This window comes from Pantoea ananatis PA13 (genome assembly GCF_000233595.1).
Lineage (GTDB): Bacteria > Pseudomonadota > Gammaproteobacteria > Enterobacterales > Enterobacteriaceae > Pantoea > Pantoea ananatis.
Genome location: NC_017554.1, coordinates 2257667 through 2284167, shown reverse-complemented (window position 1 = coordinate 2284167; position 26501 = coordinate 2257667). Strand labels below are relative to the sequence as shown.

Here is a 26501-nt window from a genome sequence, read left to right as displayed (position 1 = left end):
GCTATACGTAACACAATGACGATATAACGTTGTGTTTATGCTGGTCATCCAGCCACTTATGCTAGCAGGAAGAACGTTTTGGAGAAAAAATTAGGCCTCAGTGCCCTGACAGCGCTGGTTCTCAGCTCTATGCTGGGCGCAGGTGTTTTCAGCTTGCCGCAAAATATGGCGGCGGTCGCCGGTCCGGCGGCGCTGTTGATCGGCTGGCTGATCACGGGCGTGGGGATTATCTTCCTCTCGCTGGCGATGCTGTTACTGACGCGGCTGAAACCTGAACTGGACGGCGGGATTTTTACCTATGCCCGCGCCGGATTTGGCGAACTGACCGGATTTTGTTCCGCGTGGGGTTACTGGCTGTGTGCGGTTATCGCTAACGTCTCCTACCTGGTTATCGTTTTTTCTGCGCTGAGCTTCTTTACGGATACGCCTGATCGGATCATTTTTGGCAACGGTAACACGTGGCAGGCGATGCTGGGCGCATCGGTGCTGCTGTGGCTGGTTCACTGGCTGGTGCTGCGCGGGGTGCAAACCGCTGCCAGCATCAACCTGCTGGCAACCCTTGGCAAACTGGTTCCACTGTTGCTGTTTGTTGTGCTGGCCGTTCTGGCCTTCAATTATGACCGGTTTCACTTCGATTTTTCCGGACTCAGTTTGGGCGTCCCCTTGTGGGAACAGGTCAAGCAGACCATGCTGCTCACGCTGTGGGTGTTTATCGGCGTGGAAGGCGCGGTGGTTGTATCCTCTCGTGCAAAGCATAAAAAGGATGTCGGACGCGCGACGCTGTTGGCGGTGCTGGCTGCCCTGCTGGTCTATTTGCTGGTGACGCTGCTGTCACTGGGCATCGTTCCCCGTGCGGAGCTGGCGGAAATGCGGAATCCTTCCATGGCGGGCCTGATGACGCGCCTGACGGGGAGCTGGGGTAACGCCATTATTGTGGTGGGCCTGATTATTTCCGTGTGCGGGGCTTACCTGAGCTGGACGATCATGGCGGCTGAAGTGCCCTTTATTGCCGCACAGCAGGGTGCGTTTCCACGCAGTATTGCCCGGCAGAACGCCCGCAACGCGCCTGCCGCCTCGTTATGGCTGACAAACGGCAGTATTCAGGTTTGCCTGATCCTCATTGCCCTGACCGGCGCGGATTACAACACGCTGCTCACCATTGCCTCTGAAATGATTCTGGTGCCCTATCTGCTGGTCGGACTTTATCTGATTAAAGTGGTGAAAGGACAGCAAAAACCCTGGGCGCTTGCCGTCGGTGTGGGCGCCAGCCTGTATGGCATCTGGCTGTTGTATGCGTCAGGCCCGCTGCATCTGTTTACGTCAGTGGTGCTCTATGCGCCGGGTATTTTACTGTTTATTTTTGCGCGCCGTCGCGGGCATGAGGTGGCATTGAAACCGGTCGAACGGGTTGCCATGATGCTGATCGTGGCGGCAACCCTTCCTGCGATGTGGGAACTGCTTGCCTAGTGCGCCTGATCCAGTACGACACACAGCAGGTCATCCTGCTGTGTCAGTGCTACAGGCTTAGGGTATTCTTCATGAATAGCCTCAAGCTGCTTGTCTGACAGCGGGTACGGAAGCTGAATATCGAAGCGGGAAATGTGTTGCTGCTCGGCAAGCGTGATCAAACGGGCTATGTTGATTTCATCGCTGACCTGCGTTGAAATGATTTGTAATGCTAATTCTTTAAGCTGATCTTCACTCGCCTGTAAGCTGTGCGCAGATTTGCGTGTCACCATGCCAAATATAGGCAGTACGCCGTAGATTGCATCCACAAAGCTCCATCGTTTTTTACAGGATGCCGACAGGAAATCACTGTAATTAAAGCAGATGCGATCGCGGTATACCGCTGATGCCAGCTCTTTATCAAACACTTTGGCTCCTCAAGGTGATCACAATGAATCCGGAACACACGTTAAACGCAGGGTTAATGACTGTCTATTTTGCGGAATATATCCCAGTTACTCAAGGATATTTCGTGTGATTGCATAGAGCTCTGCGTCAGGAAAAGTTATGCTTTACCCCTCCTTTTTACGTTAGAAAGCATCATGCACAAAATCGTTTACGTTGAAGATGAACCGGAAGTGGGCTCGCTGATTGCCGCTTACCTTGGACGACATGATATTGAAGTGATTGTGGAGACGCGCGGCGATCGGGCGGAAGCCACTATTGTCGAGCAGCAGCCCGACCTGGTCATGCTGGATATCATGCTACCTGGCAAAGACGGTATGTCAATCTGTCGTGACTTACGCGCGAACTGGCAGGGACCGATTGTCCTGCTCACGTCTCTCGACAGCGACATGAACCATATCCTGGCGCTGGAGATGGGCGCCCAGGATTATATCCTGAAAACGGCGCCCCCTGCGGTGTTGCTGGCCCGACTGCGCCTGCATCTGCGCCAGTCCCAGCAGGGCCAGAGCGAAGAAGCCCCGGCGCCAGCGAAAAACAATCGCATGTTACGCTTTGGCTCTCTGACGATTGATGCGCTCAATCGTCAGGTCGTGCTGTTTGACGAAAACATTGCCCTGTCTACGGCAGATTTCGATTTGCTCTGGGTGCTGGCGAGCCATGCCGGGCAAATTCTGAACCGTGACGCGCTGCTAAAAACGCTGCGCGGCGTCAGCTACGACGGGATGGATCGCAGCATTGACGTGGCGATTTCGCGCCTGCGCAAAAAGCTGCACGACAGCGCCACCGAGCCATTTCGTATTAAAACCATCCGTAATAAAGGCTATCTGTTTGCGCCACAGGCCTGGGACACGCGTTCGGTATGAAAAAACTTTTTATTCAGTTCTACCTGCTGCTGTTTGTCTGTTTCCTGGTGATGTCGCTAATGGTCGGGCTGGTTTACAAATTTACCGCCGAGCGTGCCGGTCGCCAGTCAATGAACGACCTGATGGCCAGTTCGCTCTATCTGATCCGCAGCGAACTGCGTGAGATCCCGCCACGGGACTGGAATAAGACGATTAAGAGTCTCGATCTCGGCTTGTCGTTTGAGCTGCATATTGAGCCAATGAGTAAGTTTGAACTGGATGAAAATGAACTGCGCCGGCTGCGCGCAGGCGAAATCGTGGCGCTGGATGATAAATACACTTTCCTGCAGCACATTCCGCGCAGCCACTACGTTCTGACCGTTGGGCCAATCCCTTACCTGTTTTATCTGCATCAGATGCGCCTGCTGGATATGGCCCTGGTGGTGTTTATCGGGATGTCGCTGGGGTTGCCGGTTTTTATCTGGCTGCGTCCGCACTGGAAAGAGATGCTGCGGCTGGAGCACGCGGCTCAGCGTTTTGGTCAGGGACAGCTTGATGTCCGCACGCACTTCGACAGCACCTCTAGCCTGTTCAGGGTCGGCGTGGCTTTTAACCAAATGGCGGAAAACATTAATACGCTGGTCGCCAGTAAAAAACAGCTGATTGACGGCATCGCCCACGAACTGCGAACGCCGCTGGTACGTTTGCGCTATCGTCTGGAGATGAGCGACAATCTGACCGAAGCGGAGTCAGCGGCATTGAACCGCGATGTCAGCCAGTTAGAAAGCCTGATTGAAGAGCTGCTGACCTATGCCCGTCTTGACCGGCCCCGCGTCGATCTTAATTTGCAGTCGCTGGATCTGGCGAACTGGTTACGTGAGCGCATGGAAGATTTCCGGGCGATAAACCCGGAGACACAGATCGATCTTGATTTACCCCAGCGTGAAAACTACGGGATTTCAGATACCCGACTGATGGAGCGCGTACTGGATAACCTGGTCAATAACGCACTGCGTTATGCCGGTCAGCGCCTGCGGGTTAGCCTGTGGTTTGATGGTGCGCTGGGGAACCTGCAGGTCGAAGATGATGGCCCGGGCATTCCCCTTGATGAACGTGAACGCGTATTTGAACCTTTTGTACGACTCGACCCAAGCCGTGACCGCGCCACCGGGGGCTGTGGGCTTGGCCTTGCCATCGTTCACTCTATTGCCCATGCATTAAGTGGCCGGGTTTCAATTGAAACCAGCCCGCTAGGCGGGGCCAGCGTTCGCTTTTGCTGGCCGCTGGATCTTCCCTTTCGGGAACTGCCCCGACGTTAACTCATTCAGGAGCATTATGTGACTTCAGCTTATCAACAACTTTGTGCCACTTTTCAGCGCCTGTCGCGTTTCAGCCACGTCAGCGCCATCGCCGGATGGGATATGCAGACCACGATGCCACCAGGTGGCAGTGCGGCGCGGGGGGAAGCGCTGGCGGAGATGAGTGTTTTGCAGCACCAGATCCTGACAGACAAGCGCCTGGGTGACTGGCTTGAGCAGGCAGAACAGCAATCTCTCAATGATGTAGAGCGCGCCAACCTGCTCGAGATGCGTCGCGCCTGGACCCAGGCGACCTTACTGCCTGCCGAACTGGTCGAAGCAAAATCCATTGCGGGTTCGCGCTGTGAACATGCCTGGCGCAGCCAGCGTCCCGCCAATGACTGGCCGGGCTTTGCCACAAATTTGAAAGAGGTGGTGCGCTTAAGTCGTGAGGAAGCGCAACTGCGCGCGCAAGCCAATGGCTGTTCCCGTTACGATGCCCTGCTCGATGTTTTTGAGCCGGGGATGACCAGCGCCCGACTGGATGAGACGTTTGGACAGTTAAAAACCTGGCTACCGGCGCTGTTGCAACAGGTAGTGGAAAAACAGGCGCAAGAACCCAAGTTAACCCCTCAGGGGCCATTCCCCATTGAGGCGCAGCGCGAGCTGGGGCTGAGCATTATGGCCGAGCTGGGCTTTGACTTTAACCATGGTCGGCTGGATATCAGTGCGCATCCTTTCTGCGGCGGCGTCCCCGACGATGTGCGCATCACCACCCGTTACAATCAGGATGAATTTCTGAGTGCCATGATGGGCGTGATCCATGAAACCGGCCATGCCCGTTACGAGCAAAACCTGCCCAAACAGTGGCGGGGCCAGCCGGTGGCACTGGCGCGCTCCACCGCCATTCATGAATCACAAAGTCTGTTTATGGAAATGCAGTTGGGCCGCAGCGCGCAGTTCCTGCAACGCATCCTGCCGCAGGTGATCGCTAAGATGGGGGCGCAACCGGCACTGCAGGCTGATAACTTTGTGCGTTTAGCTCAGCAGGTAAAACCCGGATTGATTCGCGTGGATGCCGACGAGCTGAGCTATCCGGCCCACGTGATTCTGCGTTATGAAATTGAACGTGCGCTCATCGAAGGTGAGATTGAGGTCGAGGATATCCCCGCACTCTGGGATGAGAAAATGCAGCAGTCTCTGGGCATCGATACGCGCGGGAATTACCGCAACGGCTGCATGCAGGATATTCACTGGACCGATGGCGCGTTCGGCTATTTCCCGACCTATACGTTGGGCGCGATGTACGCGGCTCAGTTGTTCCAGGCTTTGCAAAAAGCGATTCAACAGTCGGCAGAGCTGATTTTGCATGGCGAACTGCAGCCCGTTTTTGACTGGCTCCAACAGAATATATGGCAACACGGCAGCCGTTTCTCTACCGATCAGCTGATGCTCAATGCCACGGGAGAGGCGCTGAACCCGGACTATTTCCGCAAACACCTTGAGCAGCGTTACCTGAACAGTTAAGGTAGCAGGCGGCCTGAAGGCCGCCTTTCACTTCCCCCCGCCCACTTTGTACAATCGGTTACACGGCGATACCAATGACCCACGGACGCGCCTGTTATTTTCTCATATAGTCATTTCACCGGCCCCGCAGTGGGCTACACATGAAAAAATAGTCCGAGGGTTTTGCAATGAAAAAATTATTTGCACTGGTAATCGCCGCTGCCATGGGTCTGTCTTCAGTTGCTTTCGCTGCCGAGACAACTGCTGCTCCAGCCGCTGCTGCTACCACTACTACTACCGCTGCACCTGCTAAGACCGAACACAAAGCTGCCGCTCACAAGAAGCACCATAAAGCTGCACAGAAAGCTCAGGCTGCTAAGAAAAAAGCAGTGAAGAAAGACACCGCGCAGAAAGCTCAGGCGGCTAAAAAGAAAGTCGCTAAGAAAGATACCGCTCAGAAAGCGCAGGCCGCTAAAAAGCATCACAAAGCTAAACCAGCCCAGAAAGCCCAGGCTGCTAAGAAACACCACAAAGCTAAACCAGCCCAGAAAGCTCAGGCTGCTAAAAAACACCACAAAGCTAAAGCAGCCCAGAAAGCCCAGGCCGCTAAAAAACACCACAAAGCTAAACCAGCTCAGAAAGCCCAGGCTGCTAAAAAGCACCACAAAAAAGCCGCTAAAAAATAAGGTCACCCTTTAGGGTTCCGAGTAAGCGTTAATAATTAAAACACCCGGTTCTGCCGGGTGTTTCTTTACTGGAGTGGCTAATATGGTCCGTCGCTATCGCTTCGAAATTATTCTGATTGTGATGATCTTATGTGGCGTTATCGCGGCCAGTTTTTTTATTTAGTCGCTGTCGCGTACTGATTAACTGAAAAGACTCCCTTTTTTACCGCTCACTGACTATAGTTATGTCACTTCAGTAATAACAAAAACGTTTTCTTTTTCTCGCTATTGAGAGTTCTATGCGCCTGGCTACCCTGTTAATCGTTGGACTTTTCAGTTTCACCGCCGTTGTTCATGCCGATGATAATGATGATTCACCGACGCCTGCCGAAATAAAAATGCTGTTTTTTGGTAAGGATCATCGTCAGGCGATTACCGACGTCAGCGACGCGCCCTGGGATGCGATAGGTCAACTGGAAACCGAAAGTGGTAACCTGTGCACCGCAACGCTTATTTCACCACACCTGGCACTGACCGCAGGCCACTGTTTACTGACGCCACCGGGCAAGTTCGATAAGCCGGTCGCGCTGCGCTTTATGTCGACCAAAAAAGGCTGGCGCTACGAGATCCACAACATTGATGCCCGCGTTGAACCTTCTCTGGTCCACAGGCTAAAAGCCGATGGCGAAGGATGGATCGTCCCCAGCAGCGCAGCACCGTTCGACTATGGTCTGGTTATTTTACGCAATCCCCCTTCTGCCATTACGCCGATTCCGCTGTTTGATGGCTCACGCAGTGATTTAACGGACGCGCTTAAAGAAGCCGGACGTAAAGTGACTCAGGCTGGCTACCCTGCCGATCATCTTGACAGCCTGTATTCACACAGCGACTGCCTCATCACCGGCTGGGCGCAGCGTGCCGTGTTATCGCACCAGTGCGATACGCTGCCGGGTGACAGCGGTTCGCCGCTACTGTTGAAAGGCGATAAAGGCTGGCAGCTGATTGCCGTGCAGAGTTCGGCACCTGCCGCAAAAGATCGCTATCTTGCGGATAACCGGGCGATTGCCGTGACCTCCTTCAAAGACCGGCTTGAAGCACTGGCCCAGTAGGTTGCCTGAGGGGTTACACGATCTGAACACATAAAAAAGCCCGCATCCATCAAGGTGCGGGCTTTTTTTACGCGAGCTGTCTCAGCAACTAGCCTGCGATTTGCTCCATTGCCTGCAGGATGCGTTTATCCGAGATCGGATAAGGCGTTCCCAGCTGTTGCGCAAACTGGCTGATTCGTAGCTCTTCAATCATCCAGCGGATATGCTGCACGTCCGCGTCATCCTGACGCTGCGGCGGCAATTTATTCCACCATGCCTGCCTCGCTTGCTCGACGGCCTGCACTTTGAGCATTCGGGCGCGATCGCTATGAGGATCGACCGGCAACTTCTCCAGCCGTCGCTCAATGCCGTGCAGATAACGCAGCGTATCTGCCAGATGCTGCCAGCCATTCTGGGTGACAAAACCCCGGTAAACCAGGCCGTTCATCTGCGCTTTTATATCCGCCAGTGCCAGCGCCAGCGTCATATCTACCCGCCCTTTCAGACGTTTGTTAATCGAAAATACCGCTGTCAGAATCTGCTCAACCTGCTTTGCGATCTCTACCACGGTATCATTGAGTTCGGCGCGCACTTTTTCCCTTAGCGCTTCGAACTGCGTTTGCTCCCATGCCGGGCCACCGGCTTCCGCGATTAACTTGTCAACGCCGCAGGCAATGCAGTCATCAATCAGCTCCATGACCTTGCCGTAAGGGTTAAAATACAGCCCCAGCTTGGCTTTGTTCGGCAACTTTTCATGCAGATACTTCACGGGGGACGGAATATTCAGCAACAACAGGCGACGCTGACCGCGCCACATCATTTTCTGCTGCTCATGCTCGCTGTCAAACAAGCGGATGCCCACGCTGTCCTTCTCGTCAACCAGAGCAGGCCAGGCTTTTACCTCATAGCTGCCGCGCTTTTGCTGGTAACTGCGCGGTAAATCGCCAAAGCTCCAGAGGTGCAAACCGCTCTGCTCCAGGCCATCGTCCGCCACGTTAGAGAGCGTTTCCTGCACCTTTCCTTTTAACAGGCGTTTCAGCGCAGCAAGATCTTTGCCTTCCTGAAGTTTGCGGTTGTGCTCATCGACAACCCGAAACGTCATTTTCAGATGATCGGGCACCTGTTCCCACTGCCAGTTGTCTCGCTCCAGCGTCACGCCGGTCATGCGGCGGAATTCCCGCGAAAGCGCATCCAGCAATGGCATCTCCATGGCGGTAATGCGGCCTAAGAATGCTTCAGCATAGTTAGGAGCAGGCACCAGGTTGCGGCGCAGTGGCTTAGGTAACGATTTAATCAGGGCGATGATCAGCTCGCGCCGCACGCCGGGGATCTGCCATTCAAAACCCGCTTCCTCCACCTGGTTAAGCAGCGGTAAAGGTATATGGACCGTCACGCCATCGGCATCCGCACCGGGTTCAAACTGATAACTCAGCTTGAGTTTAAGGTTTCCCTGATGCCAGACGTTGGGATAGTCGAGCTGGCTGACCTTATCCGCGCCCTCTTTGATCAGCATCTGCTTATCAAAGTTCAGCAGTTCAGCATTGGTTTTGCTGGCCTGCTTCCACCACGTGTCAAAATGGCGGGCTGAAACGACATCCTTGCCCACGCGCCGATCGTAGAAAGCAAACAGCGTTTCATCATCCACGAGAATATCGCGGCGACGCGATTTATGTTCCAGATCTTCGACTTCGCTGCGCAGTTTCTGGTTAGCGCGGAAAAACGCATGACGCGTCTGCCAGTCGCCCTCAACCAGCGCATGGCGAATAAACAGCTCGCGGCTGAGCGTGGGATCGATGGTGCCGTAATTCACCTTGCGCGCAGCCACAATCGGCAAACCGTAAAGAGTCACTTTCTCACTGGCCATCACCGCGCCTTGCGATTTCTCCCAGTGCGGTTCGCTGTAGCTGCGTTTGATCAGGTGCTGCGCCAGCGGCTCAATCCACTCGGGATCGATGCGCGCCGCCATGCGGCCCCACAGCCGGCTGGTTTCCACCAGTTCAGCGACCATTGTCCATTTAGGCGGCTTTTTAAACAGCCCAGAGCCGGGAAAGATAGCAAAACGGGCGTTGCGTGCGCCGGTAAACTCTTGTTTATCAGCGTCTTTCTGACCGATATGTGACAGTAAGCCGGTCAGCAAGGCACAGTGAATCTCTCTGTACTCCGCTGGTTCGCTGTTAACGGGAATGCCCAGTTCGCGCACTACCTGACGGAGCTGGGTATAGATATCCTGCCATTCGCGTACGCGCAGATAGTTTAAATAGTCTGTTTTACACTGACGGCGGAACAGGTTACCGGACAGCGCTTTCTGCTGTTCGCCCAGGTAGTTCCACAGGTTCACAAACGCCACAAAATCTGACTCTTTATCCGCAAAGCGCCGGTGTTTTTCATCCGAGGCCTGCTTTTTGTCGGCAGGACGTTCGCGCGGGTCCTGAATCGATAAGCCGGCAGCGATGATCATCACTTCCCGCACGCAGCCGTACTGCTGTGCTGCCAGCACCATGCGCGCCAGGCGCGGATCGACAGGCAACTGCGCCAGCTGGCGGCCGGAGCCGGTGAGTGTGTAATGTCCGTCGTCATTGAGGGTTAATGCCCCCAGCTCCTCCAGGAGCCTTACGCCATCCTGAATGTGACGTTTATCCGGTGCTTCCACGAACGGGAAGGCCGCGATATCGCCCAGCCCCAGCGCGGTCATCTGCAGAATAACCGAGGCCAGATTGGTTCGCAGGATTTCAGGATCGGTAAAGGCAGGACGGCTCAGGAAATCGTCTTCGGCATAGAGCCGTATGCAGATCCCTTCCGACACGCGCCCGCAACGTCCTTTACGCTGATTCGCGGAGGCCTGCGAAATCGGCTCTATCGGCAGGCGCTGCACTTTCGTGCGATAGCTGTAGCGGCTGATACGCGCCGTGCCGGGATCGATAACGTATTTGATGCCCGGTACGGTCAGCGACGTTTCGGCGACGTTGGTTGCCAGCACGATACGCCGCCCGCTGTGCGACTGAAATACCCGGTTCTGCTCGCTGTTAGACAGACGGGCATAGAGCGGCAACACTTCGGTATGGGGCAGATCGCGCTTCATCAGCGCGTCGGCGGTATCGCGAATTTCGCGCTCACCGCTCATAAAAATCAGGATGTCGCCCCGGCCTTCACGCCCCAGCTCATCGACCGCGTCGAAGATGGCCTGCAGTTGATCGCGGTCAACATCCTCCGCCTCTTCCACCACCGGACGGTAGCGCACTTCTACCGGATAGGTGCGGCCCGACACCTCAATCACCGGCGCGTTGTTGAAATGACGAGAGAAGCGCTGGGGATCGATGGTTGCTGACGTAATAATCACTTTCAGATCGGGACGACGCGGCAGTAACTCCCGCAGGTAGCCCAGCAGGAAGTCGATATTCAGGCTGCGTTCATGAGCCTCATCAATGATGATGGTGTCATACTGCATCAGCATGCGGTCCTGCTGGATTTCCGCCAGCAGAATTCCGTCTGTCATGAGTTTAATCTGGGTCGTTTCGCTGACCTGATCGTTAAACCGCACTTTGTAACCCACACAGCCACCGAGCGAAGTTTCCAGCTCGTCGGCGATGCGGTTGGCAACGGTTCGCGCCGCCAGCCGACGCGGTTGGGTATGACCAATTAAACCGGTGATACCGCGTCCAAGCGTCAGGCAAATTTTGGGCAACTGGGTGGTTTTGCCCGATCCGGTTTCGCCCGCGACGATAACCACCTGGTGTTCACGAATCGCCTCTGCGATGGCCTGCTGCTTCTGGCTGACTGGCAGATTTTCCGGAAACGTGATGCGCGGCGTCGCCGCAACACGTTGTGCAACGCGGCGCTCTGCAACAATGATATCCTGCTCAAGCTCGGCGGCGATGCTTTGCTGAGCGTCGGGATTTTTGATTTTTTTGGCGCCATGTAACCGACGCTGCAAGCGTTGACGGTCACGCAGCATTAACGCATCAAGCCGCGACCAGAGCGGCGTTAATGGGGATGAAACCGGAGAAGACATAGTAGTGACGTACCTTACTCAGACGGTGTGGATTCAGCGTACAGTGCTAAGATAACCCGCTGATTAACGCTAATAATTGCGCCTAGCATAGCACATTCCCTTTTACGCCGTGATGGTCGGCAAAACCGGCTTGTTCAATTAATTCGAATATAGCTCTCGAAATATTGCGCTTTCACCCTAAGGCCGATGTTTGTAAAGTGTAAACCATTGAGCGGAAAGCCTTCCGCATAACAGACAGGAAACTACTATGAGCAAAGTACTCGTTCTGAAATCAAGCATTCTTGCGGGTTATTCTCAGTCAAGCCAGCTGGCAGACTTCTATATCGAGCAGGCACAGGCTAAGGGCGACCAGATCACCGTGCGCGATCTGGCTGCTAACCCGGTTCCGGTACTGGACGGTGAGTTAGTTGGCGCACTGCGCCCTTCTGATGCGCCACTGTCACCGCGTCAGCAGGAAGCGCTGGCACTGTCTGATGAACTGATTGCCGAGCTGCAGGCGCACGACGTTATCGTGATGGCGGCCCCAATGTACAACTTCAACATCCCGACTCAGCTGAAGAACTATTTCGACCTGATCGCGCGTGCTGGCGTGACCTTCCGTTATACCGAAGCGGGCCCGGAAGGTCTGGTGAAAGGTAAACGTGCGGTGATTCTGTCGAGCCGTGGTGGCATTCATAAAGACAGCCCTTCTGACCTGCTAACCCCTTACGTCAAGCTGTTCCTGGGCTTTATCGGCATCACCGACGTTGAGTTCGTGTTGGCTGAAGGCATCGCTTACGGCCCGGAAGTAGCCACGAAAGCAACCAGCGAAGCCAAAGACGCGATTAAGCAGATTGCTACTGCGTGATAATGCTGTTTGACGCGGAACCGGGCATCAGCCCGGTTTTTTTATGCCTGCATCGCCCTGCTCAATAGGGCTATTTCTGCAACCACTGCCCGTTAATGCCCTGAACGTATTCCCCCGTCCCCGCCCGCGTGACCAGCTTTTGTCCAGCGATGCGGGCCACCTCATCGGTTTTCAGGTTGTTCTGCCCGGCAAGACGCTGGTACTCTGCGCGCCGTCCGTCATTGATGCGTTTAACCAGTGCGAGGGTTTCGCTGTCGTCTGATCGAGGGGCAATATAACCGGACAGGGTTTCGCCGACCCGGCCCGACTGACGGGCCTCATCAAGCGTCAGAGCCCAGGCCGGCTGGCTCATCGTCGTCGCCAGTAAAAGTGCAAGACCAATGCGTTTCATGCTGGCTCTCCTCAGAACAGGCCGCTCTGGTTTTTCAGTAAGGCTTCGACATCCTTGTCCACTTTGATGTGGATCTCATGCTCAATTTTCACATTCATATTAATAGTAATGGGGTCTTTTGGCGCAGCCACTTCGATGCGTGGCACACAACCCATCAGCGGTAGCCAGGCTACCATCAGCAGTAAGGCCCTGAGGCTCATGGTGATTGATCCTTTTTTGACGGCAAGGTGGCATTTTGCTCCACCCAGGATTGCAAATTATCGCCAAAGCGCAGGCTGCGCCACAGCTGGAACAGGTTTTCCTGATGACGATAATTTAAATTAACGGTCTGATTACGATTACTGAAGCGGCTGGTGCCTTTTACCTGGGCTTCCATCGTCAGCTCCCCGAGATTGTCCAGATTAAGCGTGGCCCATGACCGCGAAATCTCCATGTAGCGCAGCCAGTCCATCGCCGCACCGGCGGCGACATTGTTGCGGGTAATGGCATCGGCCATATCTTTATCCATACGGAAAGTCAGCGGCCCGCTGTTGGCAATCCAGCCATTTTCAATAATCCAGTGGGGATTACTGATCCACAGCGGTAACTCGCCATTCACGTTTCCTGACATGGCAAACTGTTTAGGTTTAATGGCGCTGACGAGCTTGCTGAGGCTTATGTCACGGAGCGAAACGCGCGCCGGGCTGTGCTGAGGCAGGCGCAGGGATGGCAGGGTAATGTGTCCGCCCAGTAGATCCATACTGACATCCTGTAACCACAGCGGATCGTTTTCACGCCAGGGATAAGCGCCCTGCAGGTCGGCCCGAATGTTCTGCATCGCAAACTGATTTTTAATCTCGGCGATACGTAACGAAACCGGCCCGCGTAACCCGAAATGCCACTGTTGATTTTGCAGTCGGAATGGCAGCGAAAAATCCACCCCGTTGACCTGGCTGTCCGGCGTCCAGACGCTGCCGTTTTTCACCGTCCAGTGACCGCCAGCCTGAAAGCCCTGTCTGGCGGCGGCAGAAAAAGCCACCTGAGCGCGTAACTCACCTGACTGAATCTTCATTTTAAGTTCAGGGCTGAGGAGCGGCTGGAATACCGTCAGCGACTGCGTTGGCCACCAGGCCTGTCCGCGTAAACGCTCGCTGTCCCATCGGCCGTTAACACGTACCGGCCCCACCTTGCCCGCGTTCAGCTGTCCGCCCCAGACGAAATGCCCGGGATCGCTGCCCGTCGCACCGAAGTCCAGCGTTGAGGCCGCCAGCCTGCCCCCGTAGCTGAAGCGCGTTTCTCCTGCCTGCATCTGGAATTGGCCGGTAAATGACGGGTGGTGCGCATCACGCTGCCAGTTCACCGGCGCCGTTAGCGTTAAGCGCGGCTTCTCTACCCGAACGCTGCCGTATTCCAGCTGATTGAAACCTGTAGACAGGCTATCCAGATGAATCAGCGTATCGCGCCAGCCGCCCGTGCCATTGACGTCCCACTTTGCCTGTAAGGGACGCATTTCTCCCTCGCCCCAGTAACGCCAGTTCCAGACGCCTGAATCCGGCCAGAAGTTATGCGCGCCGCCATCCAGGTGCAGCGTAAAGCGGCCAAAGCTGGGATCGTGAGCGCGGAGAATGGCCTGCAGGCGTCCGGAGATGCCTTGCGAAGATAAGCGCACGCCGGCCAGCGGCCAGCGCGCTTCATCGACTTCCAGCGTGGAGAGCAAACGCCCGCGCAGGCGCAAAAGTGCTTTGGGTTTTATCGTCAGTTGCGGATTGAGCAACGAGCCGTTCAGCTCGCCGGGAATGCTGCCGTAAAGCTGCATCGCCGCGAATTTGCTTTCGCCCGTCAGTTGCAAAGGCAGCTGGCTTTGCGTAAGGCTGAGGTGGCCCGGCCCCATCCCCAGCACCACGTTACCTTTACCGCCCCGGCCCTGCGTGAGCATATTGAGACGACCGACGATTTGGGTCGCCTCCAGCCCGTCCTGCCAGTTATTCAGCGTCAGATTGACGAAACCCGACAGCGGCTGCGAGGCCAGTGGCCAGTAATATTCACCTTTTTCGATATCAATACGGGTTCGGCTGGCCTGCCAGGGAAGATGGAGTAAAGGACGATCGCTGCCCCCCGTGGTGACATTAAGCAGACCACGTTGATGCGCCCAACTGAGCGCAGCGTCCACGGGTTGCGGAAATGCCGCCAGCGCCAGCGTGCCGGTAATTTCACCGTTCACCGGCAAGCCGTTGGCATATTTGGGCAGTTCGAAGTGGCCATTGAGGCTGAGCGGTTCGGGTAAAGCGGGATGCGTCACCGTCAGTTGACTGATATTGAGCTGCTGTCCTTGTAATGTGGCGTCGAGCTGCAGGTTATCACCGAGGTAGTGTAACTGCTGGCGCGATTTATCCAGCGTCAGATCCAGCCCGCCAGCATAATCCTGCCAGGGGGAAACGGTCAGTTTACCAATATGAATGTCGGCGCCCGGCAACATCGCCTGCCACTGGGCCAGAGTTTTGGGCGCGGCCGTATCGTTTTGCGTTTCAGGTAGCTGTTGCAGACATTCAGTTTCCAGCGTGACCTGATCCGCATTGAGCGCCCAGCGCGCGTGATGCCAACCCAGCGCGGCGTTTTTGACACTCGCCAGACGGCAGTCATCCGCCAGGTAATGGATGTTGGGAAACAGCACCTGCGCATTCCGCCAGCGTGGCGCGCCCTCCAGCTCGACGCGCGTACCTGCAGGCAGCCAAATGCCCACCAGGCGCGGCAGCCACTGTGTGATCGTCAGTAGTAATCCCAGCAGCAATAAAATCAGCGCCAGAACAGCGGCGAGACGTCGACGGAAAATCCGCGGCATGAAAACAAGCATCCTTTTTTTCTCACTATCCTGAGAATAATGATGGCACGTAACGTCCGGAAGGTGAAGGTTTCACCGCGAAAGGTAAACAGCGACCAGCAAAAAGCAACAGAAAACGTTATTCTTGTTACATTCCCTTTTCAGGAGCACAACGATGAAAATCGCCGTATACAGTACTAAACACTATGACCAGAAGTACCTTGAACAGGTCAACCAACAGTATGGTTTCGAACTGGTCTTTTTTGATTTTTTACTCAGCGAAAGCACGGCGAAGACAGCGGTAGACTGCGATGCGGTAAGTATCTTTGTGAATGATGACGGCAGCCGCCCGGTGCTCGAAGAGCTGGCGGGGCTGGGCGTCCGCTACATTGCCCTGCGCTGTGCGGGATTTAACAATGTCGATCTCGACGCGGCAGCCGAACTGGGGCTTCAGGTCGTCCGCGTGCCTGCCTACTCCCCGGAAGCCGTTGCCGAGCATGCCGTGGGGCTGATGATGACGCTGAACCGCCGGATTCATCGCGCTTACCAGCGCACCCGCGACGCCAATTTTTCGCTGGACGGCCTGACCGGTTTTAACATGCATAACAAAACGGCCGGCATCATTGGCACCGGCAAAATCGGCATCGCCACGCTGCGCATATTAAAAGGGTTCGGAATGCGTTTACTGGCGTTTGATCCTTATCCCAGCGAGCAGGCTTTAGCGCTCGGCGCGGAGTATGTCGATCTGAAAACCCTGTTTGCCGAGTCGCACGTCATCAGCCTGCACTGTCCACTGACGGCGGAGAACCATCATTTACTCAACGCACAGGCTTTTTCGCAGATGCGTGACGGCGTCATGATCATTAATACCAGTCGGGGCGGATTAATTGATTCTCAGGCTGCGATTGATGCGTTGAAGCAGCAAAAAATAGGCGCGCTGGGCATGGACGTTTATGAAAACGAGCGGGATCTGTTCTTTGAAGACAAATCTAATGATGTGATTCAGGATGATGTATTCCGCCGCCTGTCAGCCTGTCATAACGTGCTGTTTACCGGTCATCAGGCGTTTCTCACCGCCGAAGCCCTGACGGCGATTTCAGACACCACGCTGGAAAACCTCAGCCAGCTAAACCGCGGCGAAACCTGTCAGAATCGGGTTACCGCCTGACGTATCCGGCCGGTGTTATCCGGCCTGAACCCGTTAGCGTGCGCAGTTACCGCCGATCAGCGCTTGTTCGCTGCAGCGGCGGCCGTTAACTAACTGGCACATCCCGATGCGCGATCCGTCCAGCTGACTTGAGAACGCCAGTGTCCCTCCTGCATTGGCACAGTTTGCCTCTGCCATAGACGACATCACCACGTGTGGCTGAACATGGGCGGCAGTAGCTTGTTGTGGTGGCTCGTTGTCATCGCTGTTACTGCTGCAGGCAGACAGTATCAACGCGGCACCAGCCAGCAGAAAAGTAGCGGCTTTCATCAATCAGACTCCGGGAAGGTGAGTTAAAGGCTTAGCAAGAATATGTCAGCCCTGACGCGGGGTCGATAGAAGAAACAGCTTTTTACAAAAAACCTCACAGCTAATTGCAAGCAGAATTATCCTGTTATCACACTGTCACGTAACTGCACTTATCTGAACATGATGATTACCGGAGAAAAACAATGTTAATGGATATGCTGATTCGTATCGCGCTGGCCGGCATTTTAGGCGGGCTGATTGGCCTGGAACGCCAGATGCGTGCCAAAGAAGCCGGGTTACGTACCCATATCCTGGTCGGTATCGGCAGCGCCATGTTTATGCTGGTTTCGAAATACGGTTTTGCCGACATGCTGATGAAAGATCATGTGGCGCTCGATCCCAGCCGCGTTGCGGCGCAGGTGGTAAGCGGCATGGGCTTTCTGGGTGCCGGCACCATCCTGATTCAAAAGCAGGTGGTAAAAGGCCTGACCACGGCGGCCGGACTCTGGGTTACCGCCGCTATCGGGCTGGTGATCGGGAGCGGTATGTATGAGATTGGGATTTACGGCACGGTGCTGGCACTGGTGGTGCTGGAGGTGTTCCGCCGCCTGAGCCATTTATTAATTGGTAAACATCATACGCTGATTGTTTACCTCAAAGCCAAGAGCGTGCCGCTGGTGTTACTGGTGATGCAACGTGAAGGCATCCGCTACGGCAATATTTCGGTGATTAACCGGGATGAAGAAAGCGGCCAGTGTGAATTAAGCGTGCAGGTTACCTTATCGCGCAAATCCAGCGATGCGCACCTGTATGACAAAATCATGGAAGTCAAAGGCGTGCAGTCGCTGGAAATGATGTGATCAGGGCCTGAATAAACGGGACGCTATGGGAATAAAGATGCCCTGCCGGGCGAATGATGAACCGCGCCAGCATAGAAAATGACAGAGGCCTGACAGACCTCTGGATGGTGGCCTGACCTTTGCAGGCAGAATAGCCAGGTCTTCCTGTTTATCGTTATCGCCAGACAGGGCTAACAGACCTGTCGTGGCTGTATCGTTAGCCTTGAACTTTCTGCTGCACGCAGAAATTGATATTGGAAATTGAACGCGTAATCCGTACCATACGCGGCATACTTTTGTCCGCTGGTTTTTACTGCCGGCGGCAAGCCGTCATAGAGAGCCAATCAAAGGGGCGCGGCAGTGCGTAAAAGGTTTGTGCGCATTGACCCACGGGGCCAGGGCCGGGTTAACCCGCACACTGACTCTGTGAACTTCCCTTTTGATGACTGAGAAACCGCGTAATGCAACAAAATCAAGAAACGAGCAAGAAAGAGCAGTACAACCTCAACAAGCTTCAGAAGCGTTTACGCCGTAACGTTGGCGAGGCTATCGCCGATTTTAATATGATTGAGGAAGGCGACCGCATTATGGTTTGCCTGTCAGGCGGCAAAGACAGCTATACCATGCTGGAAATCCTGCGTAGCCTGCAAAAAAGCGCGCCGGTGTCATTCAGCCTGGTGGCGGTGAATCTTGACCAGAAACAGCCGGGATTCCCGGGACACATTCTGCCTGAATATCTTGATGCTCAGGGTGTTGAGTACAAAATCGTTGAAGAAGACACCTACTCAATCGTTAAAGATAAAATTCCCGAGGGTAAAACGACCTGCTCTCTGTGCTCACGTCTGCGTCGGGGAATTTTGTATCGCACCGCTACGGAGCTGGGCTGTACGAAAATCGCCCTTGGCCACCATCGTGATGATATTCTGCAAACGTTGTTTTTGAATATGTTCTACGGTGGCAAGATGAAAGGCATGCCGCCCAAGCTGATGAGTGACGATGGTAAACACATCGTGATCCGTCCTCTGGCTTACTGCCGCGAGAAAGATATTATTCGTTTCTCAGAAGCCCGTCAGTTTCCGATTATCCCGTGCAACCTGTGTGGTTCTCAGCCGAATCTGCAACGTCAGGTCGTCGCAGACATGTTGCGCGACTGGGATAAACGTTATCCTGGCCGTATTGAAACCATGTTCAGCGCCATGCAAAACGTCGTGCCCTCTCATATGGCAGATATCAACCTCTTTGATTTTAAAGGTATTCAACACGGTGATGCCGTGGTCGATGGCGGCGATCTGGCCTTTGATCGCGAAACGCTGCCGGTCACACCGGTTGGCTGGCGCGCCGAGGAAGAAGAAACGCCTGACCTCAGCGAACGTCTTAACGTGCTGGAAATTAAGTAACGCTTATCTGTTCGATGAAAGTAAAGGGCACGCGTCAACTCGCGTGCCCTTTTTTTATACGTTGCGGTGAGGGGGCGGATCCATTACCGGCGGAAACTCCGGTTCCGGTGGCGGATCGGGCTGCGGCTGCGGAATGGGGGGCGGATCCGTTGGAATGGGCTCGCTGTTGTGAATCGCCATCATGCCGTTCTCCTCTTATGCGAATGGATTTTAAGCTTAGGAAAGAATTGACATCTCAGCCAGCGGGCAAAAAAAAAGCCGGCTAGTTAGCCGGCGTATTTCGAATTAAATATGCTATGCAATAATTCAAAAAAGGAAGTAAGACAATATGGAGCGCAACGCCCATCGCTTGACGTTGCATTCACCTGCGAGAGAGATTTTGCGCGGTTTGCGTCTGGAAGATATTGACGTCGATCAGCTTTAGTCCTGTTAATGGAATTTTCCTGACTGACGCCCTGCTCCTCTCCCATGCCTTACAGCCAGCGTCGCTTGCGCAGATAACCAGCCACGCCTAACGCCAGTACCACGAGTAAAAGACAAAAGACGCTAAAGCCATAGCGCCATGCGCCGCCGGGGATCCCGCCCAGATTGACGCCAAACAGGCCAGTCAAAAAGGTCGCTGGCAGAAAGATCATGGCCATAAGCGACATCGTGTAGGTTCGGCGGTTCATGGATTCCGCCATGACCGAGGCCACTTCGTCTGCCAGCACGGCGGTTCTGGCTACGCCCGCGTCCAGATCGTCGAGGCCGCGGCCCAGTCTGTCAGCAATTTCCTGCATACGGCGGCGCTCGCTATCGTCCATCCACGGCAATTTTTCACTCGCCAGGCGCGAGAAGACATCGCGCTGCGGTGCCATATAACGGCGCATTACGATCAGCTGTTTGCGTAACAGTCCCAGCTCGCCCCGCGGCGGAATACGTTGATCAAGTAAGGCATCTTCCAGCTCAATGATTTTATCGTGTAGGTCTTCGATAAATTCGCTGGTGTGCCCGGTTAAGGCATCGCAGACTTCAACCAGCCAGCTGCCACAGTTCACCGGACCGTTGCCGTTTTCGAGATCGGTCAGCACTTCATCCACGGCAAACACTTTGCGTCGGCGGGTGGAGACAATAAGCTGATCGTTAATGAACACCCGCATTGCCACCAGCTGGTCAGGTCGTGCATCGCTGTTATGGTTGACGCTGCGCAGGACAATCATAAAACCGTCCCCCAGCCGGGAAACACGGGGACGCATGCTTTCACCAGCCAGCGCATCGCGCACGGCATCCGGAATTTGAGGCGTAGACTGCAGCCATTCGGCGCTACGGGGATGGGTATAATTAAGATGCAACCAGCAGGGATGCTCGTCGTGCAGCACCTGCGTTTCATCAATGGGGATCATGCCACCCTTGCCATCCAACTGGCAGGAAATAATGGCATCTGTCACCTGAAGCGCTTTTCCTTTTACACCGTCCACACCGTTACCCCGCTATCAAAATCAATACGATACAGTCTAGCGTGGCGCTGTTGAGTTGCAATCCTGAGCCTGTGTACAAAGATGTCAAAAGACGGCCTGATGTCAGGCCGCTGTGACTTAGTGTTTCTCAATCCACAATTCCCGGCTGTAGGCAACGTCTTCGGGGTTAGTAATCGGGTAACCTTTGACCCACGGCTTAATGAGCCGGCCATTGGTGTACTGATAAAGGGGCGCGATTGGGACCTGGTCAGCGATAATCTGCTCTGCCCGGTTATAATCCGCATTGCGCGCCTTATCGCTGGTTTCCATACTTGCCTTGGCAATGACGGCATCGTATTCGGCATTACTGAAGCGCGGAATGTTGCTGCTGTTGCCTGAGGTGAGCAGATTCAGGAACGTCGAGGGTTCGTTGTAATCCCCTACCCAGGAGGCGCGGATAACGTCAAAGTTGCCACTGTTTCGGCTGTCTATATAGGTTTTCCACTCCTGGTTTTCCAGTTTCACATCCACACCAAGGTTTTTCTTCCACATCGACGCCACCGCAATCGCGATTTTCTGATGGCTTTCAGAAGTGTTGTACAGCAACGTCAGCTTCAACGGCTTAGCGGGGCTGTAACCTGCGGCTGCCAACAGGGCTCTGGCCTGCGCATCCATCTCTTTTTGATTGTGCTGTTGCTGTAGGGCGGGCAGCGGTGTGAACCCGGCCGTGACGTCAGGGGTAAAATGCCATGCCGGTTTTTCCCCTGTGCCCAGGACTTTTTCGGCGATAACGGCGCGATCGATACTCCACGACAGCGCCTTGCGCACGCGTACGTCGGCCGTTGGCCCTTTCTGGGTATTAAACGCGTAATAGTAGGTGCCGAGCTGATCCGGCGTATAAACCTGGCCGGGCAGCGTTTTCTTCAGCAGCGCGTACATGTTTTTGGGGAAAGATTCGGTGATATCCACATCGTTAGCGCGGTAGCGCTTAGTTGCGCTCGATTCTTCGTTGATGGGCACAAAGGTCACTTTGGTTAAAACGGAGTGGGCGTTGTCCCAGTAATGGGGATTGCGCACCAGAACGATTTTTTCATTCACGACGCGTTGGCTGAGTTGATAAGCCCCATTGCCCACCAGTTTGCCCGGCTGGGTCCAGTCTGCACCTGCGTTTTCAACCACGCCCTGCGGTACTGGATAAAACGCGACGTTAGAGAGCATCGCAGGAAACCAGGGAACCGGACGGGTCAGCGTAATCTTCAAGCGATTCTTGTCCAGGGCGGTGACGCCCAGCTTATCCGGTGTCATTTCGCCTTTGGTAATCGCGCCCGCGTTGCTCATGCCGCTCAGTGCGATAAAGGAGGCCTGGGGCGATGAGGTTTTAGGATCGACAACGCGCTGCCAGCTGTATACAAAATCCTGCGCGGTCACCGGTTTGCCATCAGACCAACGGGCATTATTACGTAAAGTAAGTATCCAGACCTTATTGTCACTGCTGCTCCAGCTCTGCGCGACACCAGGCACAATTTTGCCGTGGGCATCCTGACTGGTCAGCCCTTCATACAAATCGCGCATCACCTGGATTTCAGGCAGGCCCACGGCTTTGGCCGGATCGAGGGAAGCGGGTTCATCTTTGATATGGCGGACAATCTCTTGTTTCGCGGCGAGCTGTGCACCGGCAGGAACCTCGGCGGCCAACGCGGGCACAAACGCGTTAAGCAGGCTCAGGGCCGTTAGCGTTAATGAAAAGCGGATTACCATTATCACCCCTTTGCAATAAAGACGCGCTGGATCAGCGCATTACTGACTCAGCCTGTTAACGGCCACTTTATCGCAAATTGCTGATTGATAAATAGCTATTTTCCCCGACCGGCTTTTCCGCTACTTTTAAATAAACTCAGGAGAACGTCACTATGTCATCCATTCATCCGCGACCGCTGCGCGGCAAACTGGCTATTTCCTGGCAGCAGTATGGTCGCTCTGTTCTGGGCGCCCCGCTACTCTGGTTTCCCGCCGTGCAGGCGGACGGCGACAGTGGCCTGATTCTGGCCGGCACTCACGGTGATGAAAACGCGGCGATAGCCGCCCTTTCCGCTGCGCTGCGGACCTTGCCGGAGGCACAGCGTCGGCATCATGTGGTGTTGGCGATGAACCCCGACGGCTGTCAACTGGGCCTGCGTGCCAATGCGAATGGCGTGGATCTGAACCGAAACTTTCCGGCCGCCAACTGGCAGTCGGGCGAAACGGTTTACCGCTGGAACAGCGCGGCAGACGCGCGGGACGTTAAGCTGTCAACGGGGACACATCCGGCATCGGAGCCGGAAACCCAGGCGCTGTGCGCGCTCATTCATCAGCTTAAACCGGCCTGGGTCGTCTCGTGGCACGAGCCTCTGGCCTGCATTGATGACCCCGAACAGACAGACGTAGGCGCCTGGCTGGCGGCGCAGACCCAATTACCGCGGGTGAGCAGCGTGGGCTATGCCACGCCGGGCTCCTTTGGCAGTTGGTGCCACGACCTGAGTCTGCCCTGCGTCACTGCCGAGATGCCGGCTATCTCGGTGGACGAAGCCACAGAAACGTATCTGGAGACGATGCTTACTCTGCTGCGCTGGCAGCCGTCATTAACGCCCCGTCATGTACCTTAAGCGCCGGTTCAACATCCACGGCCAGCCACGTTGCGCCATCGAGATCGGCAAAACGCACCAGCGGTACCAGCGGCAGCGCCGCGCGAATCGCTCTTGAGGTACAGATCATACAGCCGGACATCAGCGTAAAGCCCTGCTGCAGCGCAGCATGTGCCAGGGCAAGCGCTTCAGTGAGTCCGCCCGCTTTATCAAGCTTGATATTCACCATCTCATAGCGTCCACGGAGAGCAGGCAGGCTTTCCCTCGTGTGGCAGCTTTCATCGGCGCAGATCGGAAGAGGATGGATAAAGTTCGCCAGCGCCGCGTCTTCACCTGCCGGTAACGGCTGTTCCAGCATGGCCACCTCCAGATCGGCTAACAGCTGGCAACGGGCTGCCAGCCCTTCGGCATGCCAGGATTCATTCGCATCCACAAGTAATGTCGCGTCGGGAACAGCAGCGCGAATCGCCATCAGGCGCTCGGTAATAAAGTTATTGTCCATTTTGATTTTGAGCAGGGTTGCGCCATGTTGCCACAACGCCTGCGCGCTGCTGGCCATCGCTTCCGGCGTATCAATGCTCACCGTGTGTGCAGTCACAACAGACTGGATCGGTTCCGCGCCCACTAACTGCTCCAGCGTCACATGCTGCTGGCGAGCGGCAAGGTCCCAGAGAGCACTGTCGATGGCGTTTCTTGCCGCACCGGCAGGCAACAGGCTCTGCAAGGCTTCACGCGACAGCCCTTGCTGCAGTTGAGGCATAACGGTCGCAATTTGTTCCAGCACCAGGGCTTCGCTTTCGCCGTAGCGCGTGTAAGGCGTGGCCTCGCCGATCCCTTTCACGCCCTCTTCTTCGATTTCGACGACAACGACCTTGGCTTCGGTGCGACTGCCACGAGCAATGACAAACGGCGTATGCAGCGGCCATGCTTCGGGATAACATTTTACCGTTCTCATTACCTCTCCTTTTCTCTGGAATTCATCATCGCCATTTAACTTTAGGCAACAAATGCTCTCGTAAACCCTTAAAATTTATGTCATAAACAATGGCTATACCTGTACTGACGCTTTCTTTTCTGTCAGATAACATCATTAGAAGGAATTCTTATGTCTCAGACTGTTCACTTTCAGGGCAACCCTGTAGCGGTTGCAGGTCAGTTCCCGCAGCCGGGCGATAGCGTTAACGCTTTTACCCTCGTGGCGAAAAACCTGTCTAACGTTTCACTCTCTGAGTATGCAGGAAAACGCAAGATTCTGAATATTTTTCCCAGCGTCGATACCGGCGTGTGCGCCTCTTCGGTGCGCAAGTTTAACCAGTTAGCGGGCGAACTGAATAACACGGTGGTGTTATGTATTTCCGCCGACCTGCCCTTTGCTCAATCGCGTTTTTGTGGCGCAGACAACCTCAACAACGTGGTTACGCTGTCAACGCTGCGCGGCGGGGAATTCAAAAAAGATTTTGGCGTGGAAATTGCTGATGGTGCCCTTCAGGGTCTGACGGCCCGTGCCGTTATCGTACTGGATGAGCATGACAAAGTGCTTTACAGCCAGCTGGTGAATGAGATCACCACTGAACCCGATTATGATGCCGCACTCGCTGCGCTGAAATAATGGCCACAGCGGATAAGCCAGACTTATCCGCTGCGTTTTATTCGTTGTCGCCGCGCTTCTGCCCCAGACCGTACTCTCGCAGTTTATTGGCAATGGCGGTATGGGAAACCCCCAGTCGTTTTGCCAGTTTGCGCGTGCTCGGATAAGACAAATATAACCGCGTCAAAATAGATCGTTCAAAGCGGCTGGTGATCTGATCCAGCGTGCCTTCCATCGCTTCTTCCCCCAGTGACACATCCAGCGCCTGTTCCGGCAAGACGATATCCTGCGGCCGTAACTCATGGCCTTCCAACTGGGTTAATGCACGATACAAGGCATTTTTTAGCTGCCGCACGTTTCCGGGCCAGTTATAGCGCATCAGAAAAGCATTCAGCTGTGAGGAAAGACGCGGCCGTGGAATGCCCTGTTCATCGGCGAAACGCGCCACGAACATTTCCGTCAGCGGCATAATGTCCTGAACGCGCTCGCGCAGCGGCGGCAGATTCAGCGTAAGCACATTCAGGCGATAGAAAAGGTCTTCCCTGAACTCGCCGCGCTGAACCAGCTCAAACAGGTTCTTCTGGGTGGCGCAGATCACGCGGACATTCACGTGTACCTCATGCTCCTCACCGACGCGGCGGAAGGTGCCATCGTTCAGAAAACGCAGCAGCTTCGTCTGCATGGTGGGTGACATCTCGCCAATTTCATCCAGCAGCACCGAGCCACCGTTTGCCTGTTCGAAAAAGCCTTTTTTGCCCTCCAGCGCATTGGGATAGGCCCCGGCTGCGTGACCAAAAAGCTCACTTTCCGCTACGTCATCCGGCAGCGATGCACAGTTAAGCGCCAGAAAAGGCATCTTTCCGCGTGCGCTGCGTAAATGACAGGCCCGCGCCAGCATGTCTTTGCCCGTGCCGGTGTCGCCGATAATCAGCAGCGGTGCATCGTGCATCGCGAGCTTGCGCGCCTGTTCCACGACCTGCCGCATCCTGGGCGTAACGGCGACAATATGATCGAACTCGGTTTCATCAGTCACCACCAGGTTCTGCAGTTGTCGCCCCATACGGGCAGTAGACTTCAGCATCACCATTGCGCCGACGAGCTGGTCGGCCTGGTCGTTGTCCTCTGACAGGTAAATCGGGTGTGCTTCCATCAGGAAGTCGCGCCCTTCTATCACCACATGTTGCGCCTGCGCCTGAACGCGATCGCTCTCCAGCCAGCGCGCAAAATTAAAACCGTTAATCAGGTGGTCGGCGGTAAAATTGCGGATCTTGTTTTCATCAAGATTAAACAGGTTTTGCGCCGCCGGGTTCGCCAGCTCAACCTTCGTTCTCAAATCGACCGAAAATACCGGCTCTGGCATGGCAACCAGCAAGGCGCTGAGTACCCGATGTTCACGTTCAGACGGCATATAGGGGACCGTGCGGACATCGGTGACGCCGGGTGTACGACGGATTTCCGCCATCAGATTACTGAACTGTTCGAATTCAAGCGTGGAGAAATTGAGATAGATACGGCCTGAGGCGGCGACTTCAATGCCGCGAAGATCGATACTGCGCGCCACCAACAGGTCGAGCAATTCACGCGCCAGTCCGATACGGTCCTGACAAAACACTTCTAAACGCATTGCGTGGGCCTTAATCCGTTTGATATGTCGCGATAATACGCTAAACAGCCCGTCCGCAGAAAGGGGGCTGTCAGGAAAAGTTGACAGCGTTAACGCAAGCGCGTTTTTTTTAAACATCCCTCGCACGCGGCGCGCCATAACGTCTTGAGTTTTCGACGTCTTTCGCAGTTAATCTTCCCAGTATCC

General features: G+C 55.0%; 24 protein-coding genes. 13 read left to right on the top strand and 11 right to left on the bottom strand.

Annotated features, from left to right (window positions below; translation table 11 throughout):
• Positions 1 to 78: 78 nt before the first annotated feature.
• The gene (locus PAGR_RS10790) at positions 79 to 1467 is read left to right on the top strand and encodes a basic amino acid/polyamine antiporter (RefSeq protein WP_014605772.1); all 1389 of its coding nucleotides are present in this window, start codon (positions 79 to 81) and stop codon (positions 1465 to 1467) included.
• Here the strand turns inward: PAGR_RS10790 and PAGR_RS10785 are convergent.
• Positions 1464 to 1874, bottom strand: coding sequence for a hypothetical protein (locus PAGR_RS10785; protein WP_013025875.1), 411 nt, complete (start codon positions 1872 to 1874; stop codon positions 1464 to 1466). The two genes, PAGR_RS10790 and PAGR_RS10785, sit on opposite strands and share 4 nt — an antisense overlap.
• A 174-nt stretch (positions 1875 to 2048) precedes the next feature.
• Between PAGR_RS10785 and rstA the strand changes: the two genes are divergently transcribed.
• The 6 genes from rstA to PAGR_RS10760 all read left to right on the top strand — a co-directional run bounded on the left by rstA (position 2049) and on the right by PAGR_RS10760 (position 7331).
• Complete coding sequence (rstA, locus tag PAGR_RS10780) at positions 2049 to 2774, top strand: two-component system response regulator RstA (RefSeq protein WP_014593781.1); 726 nt, start codon at positions 2049 to 2051, stop codon at positions 2772 to 2774.
• Positions 2771 to 4072, top strand: a complete 1302-nt coding sequence (gene rstB, locus PAGR_RS10775; protein WP_013025877.1) for a two-component system sensor histidine kinase RstB — start codon at positions 2771 to 2773, stop codon at positions 4070 to 4072. The genes rstA and rstB overlap by 4 nt, the downstream gene beginning before the upstream one ends.
• Before the next feature lie 18 nt (positions 4073 to 4090).
• Positions 4091 to 5578, top strand: a complete 1488-nt coding sequence (locus PAGR_RS10770) for a carboxypeptidase M32 (RefSeq protein ID WP_014605771.1) — start codon at positions 4091 to 4093, stop codon at positions 5576 to 5578.
• Positions 5579 to 5745: 167 nt separating this feature from the next.
• Positions 5746 to 6243 (top strand): acid resistance repetitive basic protein Asr, encoded by a 498-nt coding sequence (gene asr / locus PAGR_RS10765; RefSeq protein ID WP_013025879.1) that lies wholly within the window; start codon positions 5746 to 5748, stop codon positions 6241 to 6243.
• A gap of 82 nt (positions 6244 to 6325) precedes the next feature.
• Complete coding sequence (gene ydgU / locus PAGR_RS24470; protein WP_013025881.1) at positions 6326 to 6406, top strand: small membrane protein YdgU; 81 nt, start codon at positions 6326 to 6328, stop codon at positions 6404 to 6406.
• Positions 6407 to 6521: 115 nt separating this feature from the next.
• Positions 6522 to 7331 carry a trypsin-like serine peptidase gene (locus PAGR_RS10760; RefSeq protein ID WP_014605770.1) on the top strand — a complete coding sequence of 270 codons (810 nt, stop codon included), beginning with the start codon at positions 6522 to 6524 and terminating at the stop codon, positions 7329 to 7331.
• An 88-nt stretch (positions 7332 to 7419) separates the two neighbouring features.
• On the opposite strand, the gene hrpA is transcribed toward PAGR_RS10760, so the two are convergent.
• Positions 7420 to 11319: an ATP-dependent RNA helicase HrpA gene (gene hrpA / locus PAGR_RS10755; RefSeq protein WP_014605769.1), complete on the bottom strand. Its 3900-nt coding sequence runs from the start codon at positions 11317 to 11319 to the stop codon at positions 7420 to 7422.
• 247 nt (positions 11320 to 11566) lie between these two features.
• On the opposite strand from hrpA, the gene azoR reads away from it, so the two are divergent.
• The gene (gene azoR / locus PAGR_RS10750) at positions 11567 to 12166 is read left to right on the top strand and encodes an FMN-dependent NADH-azoreductase (RefSeq protein ID WP_013025884.1); all 600 of its coding nucleotides are present in this window, start codon (positions 11567 to 11569) and stop codon (positions 12164 to 12166) included.
• Between the two features lie 70 nt (positions 12167 to 12236).
• Here the strand turns inward: azoR and PAGR_RS10745 are convergent, their stop codons facing one another.
• The 3 genes from PAGR_RS10745 to PAGR_RS10735 are packed head-to-tail and all read right to left on the bottom strand — an operon-like array spanning position 12237 to position 15387.
• Positions 12237 to 12557, bottom strand: a complete 321-nt coding sequence (locus PAGR_RS10745; RefSeq protein WP_013025885.1) for a YdbL family probable chaperone protein — start codon at positions 12555 to 12557, stop codon at positions 12237 to 12239.
• An 11-nt stretch (positions 12558 to 12568) separates the two neighbouring features.
• Positions 12569 to 12757 (bottom strand): YnbE family lipoprotein, encoded by a 189-nt coding sequence (locus PAGR_RS10740; RefSeq protein ID WP_014605768.1) that lies wholly within the window; start codon positions 12755 to 12757, stop codon positions 12569 to 12571.
• The gene (locus PAGR_RS10735; RefSeq protein WP_014605767.1) at positions 12754 to 15387 is read right to left on the bottom strand and encodes a YdbH family protein; all 2634 of its coding nucleotides are present in this window, start codon (positions 15385 to 15387) and stop codon (positions 12754 to 12756) included. The genes PAGR_RS10740 and PAGR_RS10735 overlap by 4 nt, the downstream gene beginning before the upstream one ends.
• A 142-nt stretch (positions 15388 to 15529) precedes the next feature.
• Here PAGR_RS10735 and PAGR_RS10730 point away from each other — a divergent pair, with 142 nt between their 5' ends.
• On the top strand, positions 15530 to 16522 hold the full coding sequence (locus PAGR_RS10730; protein WP_014605766.1) for a 2-hydroxyacid dehydrogenase: 993 nt from the start codon (positions 15530 to 15532) through the stop codon (positions 16520 to 16522).
• Positions 16523 to 16555: 33 nt separating this feature from the next.
• On the opposite strand, the gene PAGR_RS10725 is transcribed toward PAGR_RS10730, so the two are convergent.
• Entirely contained in the window at positions 16556 to 16831 is a 276-nt protein-coding gene (locus PAGR_RS10725; RefSeq protein WP_014605765.1) for a putative hemolysin, read from the bottom strand.
• 182 nt (positions 16832 to 17013) lie between these two features.
• Between PAGR_RS10725 and PAGR_RS10720 the strand changes: the two genes are divergently transcribed.
• Together PAGR_RS10720 and ttcA are read left to right on the top strand one after the other, a co-directional pair.
• Positions 17014 to 17670 (top strand): MgtC/SapB family protein, encoded by a 657-nt coding sequence (locus PAGR_RS10720; RefSeq protein ID WP_013025890.1) that lies wholly within the window; start codon positions 17014 to 17016, stop codon positions 17668 to 17670.
• A 440-nt stretch (positions 17671 to 18110) separates the two neighbouring features.
• Positions 18111 to 19046 (top strand): tRNA 2-thiocytidine(32) synthetase TtcA, encoded by a 936-nt coding sequence (ttcA, locus tag PAGR_RS10715; protein WP_014605764.1) that lies wholly within the window; start codon positions 18111 to 18113, stop codon positions 19044 to 19046.
• A 54-nt stretch (positions 19047 to 19100) separates the two neighbouring features.
• On the opposite strand, the gene PAGR_RS24255 is transcribed toward ttcA, so the two are convergent.
• The 3 genes from PAGR_RS24255 to PAGR_RS10705 form a co-directional block, all read right to left on the bottom strand.
• On the bottom strand, positions 19101 to 19229 hold the full coding sequence (locus tag PAGR_RS24255) for a hypothetical protein (RefSeq protein ID WP_022623200.1): 129 nt from the start codon (positions 19227 to 19229) through the stop codon (positions 19101 to 19103).
• A gap of 290 nt (positions 19230 to 19519) precedes the next feature.
• The gene (gene zntB, locus PAGR_RS10710) at positions 19520 to 20503 is read right to left on the bottom strand and encodes a zinc transporter ZntB (protein ID WP_013025892.1); all 984 of its coding nucleotides are present in this window, start codon (positions 20501 to 20503) and stop codon (positions 19520 to 19522) included.
• A gap of 117 nt (positions 20504 to 20620) precedes the next feature.
• On the bottom strand, positions 20621 to 22240 hold the full coding sequence (locus PAGR_RS10705) for a peptide ABC transporter substrate-binding protein (RefSeq protein WP_014605763.1): 1620 nt from the start codon (positions 22238 to 22240) through the stop codon (positions 20621 to 20623).
• A 152-nt stretch (positions 22241 to 22392) separates the two neighbouring features.
• On the opposite strand from PAGR_RS10705, the gene mpaA reads away from it, so the two are divergent.
• Positions 22393 to 23124, top strand: a complete 732-nt coding sequence (mpaA, locus tag PAGR_RS10700; protein ID WP_013025894.1) for a murein tripeptide amidase MpaA — start codon at positions 22393 to 22395, stop codon at positions 23122 to 23124.
• Here the strand turns inward: mpaA and ycjG are convergent.
• Entirely contained in the window at positions 23075 to 24058 is a 984-nt protein-coding gene (gene ycjG, locus PAGR_RS10695; protein WP_014605762.1) for an L-Ala-D/L-Glu epimerase, read from the bottom strand. The genes mpaA and ycjG overlap by 50 nt on opposite strands.
• A 150-nt stretch (positions 24059 to 24208) precedes the next feature.
• Between ycjG and tpx the strand changes: the two genes are divergently transcribed.
• Positions 24209 to 24712 (top strand): thiol peroxidase, encoded by a 504-nt coding sequence (gene tpx / locus PAGR_RS10690; protein ID WP_013025896.1) that lies wholly within the window; start codon positions 24209 to 24211, stop codon positions 24710 to 24712.
• 37 nt (positions 24713 to 24749) lie between these two features.
• Here tpx and tyrR read toward each other — a convergent pair whose 3' ends face one another.
• On the bottom strand, positions 24750 to 26315 hold the full coding sequence (gene tyrR / locus PAGR_RS10685; RefSeq protein WP_044042545.1) for a transcriptional regulator TyrR: 1566 nt from the start codon (positions 26313 to 26315) through the stop codon (positions 24750 to 24752).
• Between the last annotated feature and the right edge of the window lie 186 nt (positions 26316 to 26501).